Source organism: Acinetobacter sp. YH12252 (assembly GCF_013417365.1).
Lineage (GTDB): Bacteria > Pseudomonadota > Gammaproteobacteria > Pseudomonadales > Moraxellaceae > Acinetobacter > Acinetobacter towneri.
On record NZ_VPEA01000024.1, the window covers coordinates 1 to 10,787 of the forward strand.

11 protein-coding genes and 2 pseudogenes are annotated in these 10,787 nt (G+C 37.3%); 7 read left to right on the top strand and 6 right to left on the bottom strand.

The genetic code is table 11. From position 1 onward, the window contains the following. The first annotated feature begins 509 nt into the window (after window positions 1–509). Window positions 510–1,082 carry a LexA family transcriptional regulator gene (locus FTV28_RS12975; RefSeq protein WP_000193118.1) on the top strand — a complete coding sequence of 191 codons (573 nt, stop codon included), beginning with the start codon at window positions 510–512 and terminating at the stop codon, window positions 1,080–1,082. After that, window positions 1,079–2,377, top strand: coding sequence for a Y-family DNA polymerase (locus FTV28_RS12980; protein WP_000100479.1), 1,299 nt, complete (start codon window positions 1,079–1,081; stop codon window positions 2,375–2,377). Before FTV28_RS12975 ends, FTV28_RS12980 begins: the two co-directional genes overlap by 4 nt. Window positions 2,378–2,630: 253 nt before the next feature. On the opposite strand, the gene xseB is transcribed toward FTV28_RS12980, so the two are convergent. After that, window positions 2,631–2,825, bottom strand: a complete 195-nt coding sequence (gene xseB, locus FTV28_RS12985; RefSeq protein ID WP_001058302.1) for an exodeoxyribonuclease VII small subunit — start codon at window positions 2,823–2,825, stop codon at window positions 2,631–2,633. Beyond that, window positions 2,815–4,083 (bottom strand): exodeoxyribonuclease VII large subunit, encoded by a 1,269-nt coding sequence (gene xseA / locus FTV28_RS12990; protein WP_000004127.1) that lies wholly within the window; start codon window positions 4,081–4,083, stop codon window positions 2,815–2,817. The genes xseB and xseA overlap by 11 nt, the downstream gene beginning before the upstream one ends. 216 nt (window positions 4,084–4,299) lie before the next feature. On the opposite strand from xseA, the gene FTV28_RS12995 reads away from it, so the two are divergent. Together FTV28_RS12995 and FTV28_RS13000 are read left to right on the top strand one after the other, a co-directional pair. Beyond that, on the top strand, window positions 4,300–5,604 hold the full coding sequence (locus FTV28_RS12995) for a type II toxin-antitoxin system HipA family toxin (protein ID WP_000816116.1): 1,305 nt from the start codon (window positions 4,300–4,302) through the stop codon (window positions 5,602–5,604). After that, complete coding sequence (locus FTV28_RS13000) at window positions 5,597–5,875, top strand: helix-turn-helix domain-containing protein (RefSeq protein WP_000361155.1); 279 nt, start codon at window positions 5,597–5,599, stop codon at window positions 5,873–5,875. The genes FTV28_RS12995 and FTV28_RS13000 overlap by 8 nt, the downstream gene beginning before the upstream one ends. A gap of 116 nt (window positions 5,876–5,991) precedes the next feature. Here the strand turns inward: FTV28_RS13000 and FTV28_RS13005 are convergent, their stop codons facing one another. Beyond that, on the bottom strand, window positions 5,992–6,189 hold the full coding sequence (locus FTV28_RS13005) for a hypothetical protein (protein WP_096902802.1): 198 nt from the start codon (window positions 6,187–6,189) through the stop codon (window positions 5,992–5,994). Window positions 6,190–6,396: 207 nt separating this feature from the next. Here FTV28_RS13005 and FTV28_RS13010 point away from each other — a divergent pair. Then, window positions 6,397–7,553, top strand: a pseudogene (locus FTV28_RS13010) (IS4 family transposase). A gap of 43 nt (window positions 7,554–7,596) precedes the next feature. Here FTV28_RS13010 and FTV28_RS13015 read toward each other — a convergent pair. Further along, on the bottom strand, window positions 7,597–7,899 hold the full coding sequence (locus FTV28_RS13015; RefSeq protein WP_096902794.1) for a helix-turn-helix domain-containing protein: 303 nt from the start codon (window positions 7,897–7,899) through the stop codon (window positions 7,597–7,599). Beyond that, window positions 7,892–8,249 (bottom strand): annotated as a pseudogene (locus FTV28_RS13020) (type II toxin-antitoxin system RelE/ParE family toxin). Before FTV28_RS13020 ends, FTV28_RS13015 begins: the two are co-directional and overlap by 8 nt. A gap of 614 nt (window positions 8,250–8,863) precedes the next feature. Between FTV28_RS13020 and FTV28_RS13025 the strand changes: the two are divergent. Then, window positions 8,864–9,658, top strand: coding sequence for a hypothetical protein (locus FTV28_RS13025; protein WP_031946098.1), 795 nt, complete (start codon window positions 8,864–8,866; stop codon window positions 9,656–9,658). 94 nt (window positions 9,659–9,752) lie between these two features. On the opposite strand, the gene FTV28_RS13030 is transcribed toward FTV28_RS13025, so the two are convergent. Then, on the bottom strand, window positions 9,753–9,947 hold the full coding sequence (locus FTV28_RS13030) for a type II toxin-antitoxin system RelE/ParE family toxin (protein WP_050595110.1): 195 nt from the start codon (window positions 9,945–9,947) through the stop codon (window positions 9,753–9,755). Between the two features lie 171 nt (window positions 9,948–10,118). Here FTV28_RS13030 and FTV28_RS13035 point away from each other — a divergent pair, with 171 nt between their 5' ends. Continuing rightward, window positions 10,119–10,478: a surface-adhesin E family protein gene (locus FTV28_RS13035; RefSeq protein WP_179989163.1), complete on the top strand. Its 360-nt coding sequence runs from the start codon at window positions 10,119–10,121 to the stop codon at window positions 10,476–10,478. The last annotated feature ends 309 nt before the right edge of the window (window positions 10,479–10,787 follow it).

Here is a 10,787-nt window from a genome sequence, read left to right on the forward strand (position 1 = left end):
GCCGAGTCGTAAAGCTCAGAAAGCTAGCAATGAACAAAGAAATTTAAATCCTGTTCTTGACTCTTGCAGTTAAAAACAGGACATTTTAAATGGTTTATCGCATAGACATTTTAATTGGTGAATAACAACAGCTTTTTAAATTGTGTTATAATTCAGTATGCTAACACCTAGTTTACAGCCCACTCACCCTCGAGTGGGCTTTTTTTATGATTTTTCACGTTCCACGCCTATTCTTTAATCAATGTTCCACGGTTTTATTTAATGTTGCTGAACAATCAATGGATACCAGTAAAGCCCTTTAGGTCTTCTGTTGCTTCAAATATAAAGTCTCTACGATCAAGGATTAGACAATCTTTATTGTGTCGTCTGACTGATCTTGTGGCTTTGCTAATATCATGGCAATCCCAAGATTTGGGATAATACTTTATTAAAGAACGGACAATCTTGTTTTTATATTCTGAGTTTTCTATAATCTTAATTATGTTACATAATCAAGATTGATAATAAAAATGACGCAAAATAAGCATGGTGGTGCACGCAAAGGTTCTGGCCGTCCTTTTGTCTATAACGAACCGACCAAGGTCATTCGGGTGCCAGAGTCTCGTGTATTGGAAATCAAGAAATACCTGAAAAAAAATGACACTCCAAAGTTTAACGATATTTCCTCTATTACATTGCTTGAGACAAAAACACATTATGAGATTCCTGTTGCTTTGCAAAAAGTTGCTGCAGGCTTCCCTTCCCCTGCTCAGGACTATATCGATAAGACCCTTGATCTAAACGAGTTTCTTATTCAAAACCAACAGGCAACCTTTATCGTTGAAGTGGAATCCTTATCCATGCGTGATGCAGGGATTGATCTGAATGACAAGCTAATCGTTGACCGTAGTATTGAAGCCAAGCATGGGGATATTGTTCTGGCATTGATAGACAATGATTTTACGATTAAACGTTTAATGATTGAGGGTAATCAATGCTGGTTGCAGGCGGCTAATCCTGATTTTGCTGATATCTATTTGAAAGATAATCAAACCATGCTGATTTGGGGTGTGGTTACCAGTGTGATCAAGAAGTTCAGATGAGCAGTTACGAGCGGATTTATGCCCTGATTGATATTAACAACTGTTATGTCAGTTGTGAGCGGGTATTTAATCCCAGTCTAAACAACAAACCTGTCATTGTTCTCAGCAATAACGATGGCTGTGCTGTGGCAAGAAGTAATGAAGCCAAAGCGCTGGGCATCAAAATGGGCGTTCCTCTCTTTCAAATACAAGATATTGTTCAGCAACATCAGGTCGTGGTGTTATCCAGTAACTATGCTTTATATGCTGAAATGTCCAAGCGTTTTCATTCAATTTTGGCTAGTTTTGTTGCGCCACCTGAACAGGAAATCTATTCAATTGATGAGTGTTTTTTAGACCTGACCAGTTATGCACAAAATTTTGACTTAACTCAGTATGCGCATCACATGAAACAACGATTGTTGGATTGGATTGGCTTGCCCGTCTCGATTGGTATCGGGCGTAGTAAAACTGAAGCCAAAATGGCCAACCATCTTGCCAAAAAAAGACAGGGTTTCAAGGGTGTGTGTAACTTACTCAATATGGATTTCCTAGATCAGGAAATGCTTTATTCAGACATTGAGGTCGGTGAAGTTTGGGGCGTTGGTCGTAAGTTAGTTAAAAAACTAAATGCCATGGGAATCTATTCGGTACTGGATTTAGTGATGCAAGATTCTCATCGCATGGCGAGCCTTTTTTCTGTGGTAATGCAAAGAACAGTATTGGAGCTGCAAGGTGTTTCTTGTATGCAGTTAGATGATGCCCCTCCCCCCAAACAGCAAATCATAGCAAGTCGTTCATTTGGTGAAAAAGTTACCGAGCAAGATGATCTCAAAGAGGCTATGGGCAAGTATGTACAGGATGCGGTCATACGTTTACGAGCAGACGCTTCCTTATGTGGATGTGTCATTGCTTTTGTGCAATCGAATCCTTTTGATTCAAAGGTTCCCTATTACAGTAAATCGTTGGCTTTTGAGTTTCCTGAACCGACGGATTGTGTTTTGGATCTGATTAAAACAGCTATGCAACTGCTGGAACACATTTATAAATCTGACGTGAAATATAAAAAGTGTGGTGTAATTCTGACGGATTTAATTGCTAAGCAGCGCTTTACTCCTGACCTGCTGACGGACCACAGCCAGCGTGAAAGTAATGAAAGCCTCATGCAGACTTTAGAAGCGGTACAGGCGAGATATGGGAAAACTAAATTAGCTGTTGGCAGCTGCTACTTGCCACAACGAAAGTGGTCCATGAATCGTACCCATTTGACCCAAAACTATTTCAGCTGGCAGGGATTATTAAAGATCAGCCATTAAATTAATTAGCCTCACCTATTTGGTTTAAGTCAGCTTAATGAAGAACTCGACACATAAGCCGACACAGGCTTGATCCTCAGTCAACCATTTAACAACGTAAGTATGTTGTTTGGGATCCATGTAACACCTCTCGAGGAAAAGGTGGTTAGTAATAAAACTCTGCTCAAGCAAATTTATTGGGTTAACTGTCAGTTTTCACCATCTCATGTCCTTTATTTCTAGAACATTCTAGACTTTTCTCGACCTAGAATTTTTATTCTTTAAAGGTGTCATTCAACGCCTGTTGCACAGCATCAATACGTAATTTGCAGGCTTTATAGGCAGTCATGGACTCTTCAACGATCGCCATAAGGTTATCAATATCCGGTTCTTCCTGAGATTCAAGAAATTCGGCATTTTTCTTGAGAATTTCATAACCTTTCTTGAAACTTAGTTCTTCATTGTTCATGTGCGTTTACCTGTGTCACGGTGGCATCAATGGTGCCATCCTTAAGTTCAATCTGTAATTGCTGGTCAGTAATCTGCTGTATGGAACGGATGGCTTTGCCTTGGCTACGGACAATTGCATAGCCCTTGGCCATCACATTACGTGGATTCTGTAGCAAGGTTTCCCTCATCAATGACTCTACCTGCTGTGAAGCTAGTTTAATCTGTTGTTGAGCAAGATACTTAGTATCACTCTTCAGCATATCAACTCTACGTTGGGCTTCATTGATCTGGTTCTGTGTCAGAGTTTTGATAGTTTTCAGATACTGATCACTCTGGCTCTGGTAGGTGATCAACTGGTGCTGTGACAGTAGCTTGATGGTCTGCAAAGCAGTACTAACTTCATTGACTCGCTCCACAATCAGGTTACGGATCCCTGCGATCACTTTACTCGGAGTATCAAAGGAACGGTGTGCAATTTCATCCAAAATAGTGTGGTCTTTCTCGTGGCCAATACCGACCCAGATAGGCACAGTTCTTTTACACAGCAGTGCGGCCAGATCATAATCATTCAGGTAAGCTAGGTCATTCACGGCTCCACCACCACGGATAATCACAATAAGGTCTGGTGCTATCAAGTAATCTTGAGCCCACTGTCTTAAGGCACGGCCCAAAACCTGAATGATGCTGGCAGAAGCAGTATTACCCTGAAAAGTTGCTGAATGATAAACGAAATGGCAGACACCAGCCTGAGCCAGGGCATCCGCATCTTTTTTAAAGTCACCTAACCCTGCAGCATTTTCCGGTGCAATGACCAAGACATTCTGAATATCAAAGGGTACCGGCAACTGTTTATTGTTATTGAGCAGGCCTTCCTCAGTCAGTCGCAGCAGAATCTGCTGATAGCGTTTGGCGATGTCTCCTAGAGTAAAGCTAGAGTCGATATCTTCGATATTGACCGAGAAGCCATATTGCGGATCAAATCTAGCTTTGACCTTGATCAGTACATTCAGGTCTTTCGACAGTTCAATACCACTTTCTCGTTCAAACTTTAGAACTATTTTTTGTGCCGTAAATTTCCAAATGGTGCCTTTACAACTAGCGATCACCTTATGGCTTTCTTCATCTTTCTCAGCCAACTCAAGATAATAGTGACCGCCTTTAATACTTAAATTACGGATCTCAGCCTTGACCCACACTGCCCCATCAAAAGTCAGATGGATGACTTCCTGTACAGTGGCAAGGTATTCACTAAGGCTGAGTTGTTGACGTTCTGACATGATGTAAAGGATAGCTAAAATATAAGGAGGTGAGATTTAACCTAATATTGATCAATTCTACTGCAAATCAGATGAGTTTATTGCAATTTTGAGAAATGTATAAGTTCTTCTTAGACACCTAGAGTGATCATTGAGATTTTTAGTTTAATTATACTTTTATATTAAAATAGATATATAATCAATAAAATCATTATATTTTACTATTTTAATAAAATTATGAAGCAATACTGTACACTGCAAATCTACCAAGACTATGAATGGCATGACTGTGCTTTGGTTGAGGTTACGGATGATCAAAATGCTGGATGGCAGGCAGCTACACGTACATCATATTTGTTCGAATATGCTATTTCATATATGGATCTAAGAGATGGTCATGCGCTTGCTTATGACTTACCAGTGAACGTTCAAAATAGATTGGAATCAACTTGGCCAGCATTTCTTATGGATCTATTACCTCAAGGATACGGCCGCAAAGAATTACTAATACAGCTTGATTTTTCTGAGAATGTTCAGGAACAAGCGGACTGGGCGCTTTTAAAAGCAGGCGCAGGAAATCCAATTGGGAATCTGCGAGTCAAAGAGGCTCATGAGTGGTTACAAAGTCATTTCCCAAAGCTGCAGAATCAGGGATTTAGCCTAAGCCAAATTATTGAACGTAAAGAGAAGTTTATTGAATCGCTCGCATCTTATGGACTTTTTATTGCTGGTTCATCTGGTATTCAGGGTGAGTGGCCAAAATTGTTGTTAACACAAGGTTATGATGATCTTTTCTATCTAGATCATACTCTTCCAGATGATCAAGTTAAGCAGCATTGGTTGGTTAAATTTAGCCGCGGCAGTGATCAAAATTTGAATAAAATCCTGATGAACGAAGCTTTGTATATGAAAGTCGCTCAGTACTTGCAACTACGTGTACACCGGGATCTTGAGCTACATGGCAAGACTTTGTTTATTCCAAGATTTGATCGCAAAGTAATTAATGGCAAAGTTGAAAGAATTGCTCAGGAAAGCCTTGCATCTCTAGGTGGGAAGGCGGGCTTTGGGGTTAGAATGACCCATAATCAAATATGTACCCTGCTTATGGAGGCTTGTACCGAACCAAAGCAGGAAGTATTTGAGTATTTGAAGCGTGATCTCGCAAATGTTGCCTTAGGCAATAAAGATAACCATACTCGCAATACAGCAATCCAACGCTTCAATAATGGTAAAATTCAGCTCACACCATTATTTGATTTTGCGCCAATGTGGTTACATCCTGATGGTATTGCACGTACTACTCGTTGGGAAAGAGATGATCATGGTGGTATGCCACTTTTGAGTTCTGTGATTGAGCAGATAGCTGAAAGCACTTCGATTGGTCCACAAGAAATTAAAACTTTATTAATTGAACAGTTACCAATTTATCGGGGATTGTTAGAAAAGATGCAGGCTCTTCAAGTAGCGGATGAAATTCTGGAAAATAGCCAATATCGAATAATCAATATTTGCCAGCAGTTGGAGGAGATCAGCCATGGATAAACGTTTTAAACCATTGACCCCTATTCAACAAATGGAAAAAAGACTATCTGTGCTTGAAACCATCAATAATCATCCAGACTGGTCTTTTTATCAAGTTGCTCGATTTATTCGAACAGAGCTACATTTAACACTGAATGATATGGCTAAAATTACTAAGATTGCGCCACAGACACTGCAAAAAATGGAGCAACCAGGGAGCAATCCTACTTTGAAATCCATGCAGAAATTACTCGATACTTTCGGTTTACAATTACAAATAAAAGTTAAATGATTTTTAATTCTGAGCCATCGGTTTTTCTAAAATCTTATCCGTTTAAGGATACAAAGAGGAAATAAACAGGCTCTAGGTTGTTTTATGATTATTTTTAGACAAACGACTCCAAAACCTTATGTAGCAAGGGTTTTGTCTCTACAGTAATTAATTTGTTTTTGAAAAAATGGAGTAGAGTGTTTGAAATATGAATAATCGAATTCGGTTTCTGTAAGCACAGTAATTTCATCTGCATGTGCTTTATATTCATCTATATTTTCGAGTAATTCATCCTCTGAGAATGGGAGTTTTTTTTGATTTTCAGTGTCGTTCATAGAGTCATATCCTGAGAAGTTATTTAGATCATCATAAACCAGACATTTTTAATGGTGAGAATACAGACACTTTAAATGGTTTCTAACACAAAAAAGGGAGCTTATAGCTCACTGCTGTCCCATAGTTTGATTTAAATAAAAAAACCTGAGTCTGAATCGTTAAAATATAAGTGCGAACCAACACTTTAACGACCAAGGACTCAGGTTTTGTCATATCAGAATACCGTATTTCATCAATTGATTAAACCCATACTCCGACAAGATTTTGAACGTCTTGTTCAAATACATCATGTCGGTCAGAAATTTAGAGCCGCTTCAAGATGGGATCAGTTCATTGCCATACTGATGTCTCAACTTTCCTGCAGACAAAGTCTGCGGGATATTCAATCTAATCTAGAGTGTCAACAAGAAAAGCTGAATGCTCTCGGAGCAAAGTCTATCACCCTCGCAGTACACTGGCTCGAATCAATCAGGAACAGCCTGCAGCCTTGTATGAACAGCTATTTTACACCTTGCTTAAATCTTATGAACACTCAAAAGTAGCTCATAAATTCCGCTTTAAGAATCCCTTATATTCCCTGGATGCCAGCCATATTGATCTGTCATTTTCCTTATGTGAATGGGCCAAAGTGCATGAATCCAAAGCCAGCATGAAACTTAGCGTTGGCTTAAATTACAGCAATACCATTCCTGAATTTGTGGCGCTTGGGGATGGCATTGAAAATGATATGGTACAAGGCAGAGCATTCAAATTTCCTGCTGGCAGTATTGTCGTATTTGACAAAGGATATATTGATTATCAATGGTTTGCCCAATTGACTCATCAAAAGGTCAGTTTTGTCACCCGATTGCGCCCAAAGACAGTTTATCAAGTGAAATCTAGCCGCAGCGTATTAGCATCTAAAGGTATTATTGCGGATGAATGGATTGAATTAAGTAGTGCTTATGCAAAGAAAAGAGGTGCTCCCAAATTATTAAGACGTATAGAATTTTATGATACCGATAAGAACAGGACGTTTGAGTTTCTGAGTAATAACTTTCATCTGGCAGCATTAACGATTGCTGCAATTTATAAAGACCGTTGGAAAGTGGAGCTGTTCTTTAAAGCACTTAAACAGAATTTAAAATTAAAGTCATTTCTAGGCCGAAGCCGTAATGCCATACAAACTCAAATTTGGATCGCGTTAATCGCCTATTTGCTGGTGAGTTTCGCTCAACATCTGGGGAAAGAAGGCTGGACAGTGCAGCGCTTACTCAGAATCATTCAAGTGAATTTGTTTGAAAGAAAAACGTTAAAAGCTTTATTCTCACCCGATAAAATCCCCATTAAACAAGAGGAAGCTTATTTAAGCTTCCTCTTGTGAAAAATTGTGGGACAGCAGTGGCTTATAGCTACCTTTTTTATCGTTACACATTAAATCCTATATGTTTTCCTGTTGGAAGCTCCACATCAATACGGAGCTTACCACCCATTGCCTCAACATACTTTTTCATGGTTGAAATCTTTAAATCATTACCACGATTTTCAATTGCTGAAAGTGATGGCTGTTTTATTCCCAAAGTTTCAGCAAGTTCTTTTTGGGAAATCTCTAACTCTTCTCGAATAAGATGGAGCTGAGTCTCTAACAGTAGCTCATCAGCCATTTTTTTAATACGTGCTTGGCTCTCTGGAGAGCGACTAACCAATAATTCCTGTAAGGTTTTAGCCATTAGATTGTTCTCCTAGGGTTGAGAGATGAAGTTCGTATTGCTGTTCTGCAATGTCCAGCATCTCTTTTATAGAAACGCTTTTTACCGCCTTTATCACCGATGCAAAGCACAATGGCCTGTCGTAATGGATCAAATGCAAAAAAGGCTCTAAGTGGTTTACCTCTATGCTGAACGCGTAGCTCTTTCATATTGGTAAATTTAGAGTCATACACGGTATCCACTAAAGGGCGACCTAAGCTAGGTCCCTGCTGCTGTAGAACGACCAAAGCTGCGAGGACTTTCTCTTGTGTTGATTCATCTTGCTGCTCAAGCCACTCATTAAACAGATCTGTTGTGATGACTGTCCACATATCACAACCAAAATATAGATTATAGTCTATATTTTATAGTGAACTTAGTCAGTTTTCAAATGGTAATAAAAAACCCCGACATCCTGTCGGGGTTTTTCGTGTTTGGTTGCAAGGTATAACTTCTGTCGTACCTAACCATCCTTGTGCTGATCTTTCTTATTCTTGTTGTTTGGAGCTTCCTGCTTTCCTTGACTACATCATAAGAAATAAAGCTTTGATCAGCTAGAAGCAGATTCCTTAAATTACTGTACGTCAAAGCGTACAAAAATGGCTTAAAAATAGCCCCAGAGTTATCCCCATAAATTGTGGATTTTTTTCAGGTTGAAAGCCTTATAGATTGTAGGTGATTTTCTGTTTTGAGTGTTTTTTGAGCAAAAATGTTGGCAAAAAATATCAAAACCGCTCATAAAAAAGCCGACTTGTTTCAAAATCGGCTTTTTGTGCATTTTTAGATTTTTCTGGTTTTATTAAGTATCTGATATTTATATTAATATACAAGTGTATTGCGTATAACCACCATTATGTTAAATGGACAATTAATAATTGAATATTTCACCTTTTTTTTAATTAGTAGCTAAAATTACTTTATAATTTAAACTTATAAGGTATTTAAAGTGAAAAGTCCTCTTTCTAAAATATTTCTACTAAATATTCTCATAATGGCTGGTAGTGTTGCGTATGCCATTGAAGTTAAGCCATTCAAATTTATAAAAAATAATGAAGGTTATCCAGAAAATATTGGTTTATATAAAATAACAAATAAATACAGTGAGTTATATGTAAAACAGTATCCATTTTCTATTGAGAACAATAATAGAAATGCTGGTTTTATTAGTGAGATCGACCCACAATGTGAAATCTTAGAAAAGATATATAAGCAACAGCAGAATACTTATGTTGTAACAAGTACATGTGGCGCATGGTTTGGTATGAGTAGCCCAGAAAGCCATTATTTTATATATGAGTTTAACGATCTAGCAAAATTAATTAAATCTGAAACTATTGAATTCAAAGAGTCATTAGATATTACTATTTCAGAGCTTAATTCAGGTATAAAAATAACATCAAGCCAAAGTCCTAAAACTGGGAAAAAATATGATTATGAATACAAAAATGGGAGCTTATATGACTTCTCAACATCTATGAATAGAAATTTAGTTTCAAAAGAAAATGATAGAATCTGTAAGGGATTCTATGATCAAGTTTATACTCAATTTAAGTATTCTTATGTACCTGGTATGACTAATCTTTTTGAAATTTTACCTAGACATGCTTATTCATGGGTTCCAAACAAAATAAAATCTAGTGAAGAATTATCAGATAAATTAGCCAATGATTTAAAAGGGAAAGATCTAACACAACGTAGAAATGTTCCTTATTCAAGATTTAAACAAGACTATTGTTCTTAACTAAACTTAAGTATTCCTAAAATTAATATAATAGGTGCTATGCAAAGTCAAAATGTTAGAACCCATTCAAAATGGGAGCTATAAGCTCCCATTTTTAGTCTTTAATACGCTTTTTAGCTTCGTCATAAACTATGCTATCAGCTCGTTTCCCGACTGTGATGAGCAAGATAACTACCTGATCATCTTTAAATTGATAGACAAGTCTGACACCAGCTTTTAATAATTTAATTTTATAGCAACCTGCAAGATTGCCTCTCAGCATATTCTTTGGAATATGTGGCTGCTCTATGACTTTGGCTAGTTACTTCTTAAATTGATCTCGTATAGCAACAGGGAGTTTTTCCCATTTGTGTGTCCTTACCCATTTAACCCATTTAAAATTATTAAATTAAAAAATAAATTGAACAACAGAAATAATATAAGTATATTTCTGGAAATTAGCTTTAAAGAGACTAAGTAGGTGAAAAGACTATTAAAAATTACATTAATCAGCGTAATGGTTCTTAATGCTCAAAATATATTTGCAAAAATAATTATAGATAATGCAAATTATCAATCTAAAATTATAAAATTAAATAGTACAAAGAATCCCAAAATAACAAGAGCTTGGGTAGAAACCGAGTTTAAAGAGGAGAAGAATAGGTCAACAGTTCTATATGAGATAGATTGCGAACAAGAAAAATTCCGAAGACTAGGAGGAGTTATGTACAAAGAAGTAACAGGTGATCCAATAGCTATGGAACCTACAAAAGAAGAATATATAATTCCAAATACAAATCTAGATACGCTTAAAAGGGAGGTATGTACAGGAAAATATTAGAAAAACTTGAGAGATTTGGGGGATCAGAGAATTATTGTAGTTATCCTGATCTAAATGACAATTCAAGAGTAAAGATAGAAAAAATTTGTTATTTAATTTAGGGCGGCACTGTCACACGAGGGTGTAAATAATTCTGTGTAAATACAGTTTTATTTACAGTCTCTAAAGCTCCCTTTTTATAGGGCACTGTTGCAAATAGGCTGACATGATAAGCTAAATATCTTATTTATTTCGAGATACAGCAGATGAATCCCTTCCACGGTCGGCACTTTCAAGGTGAAATCATTCTTTGGGCTGTTCGTTGGTATT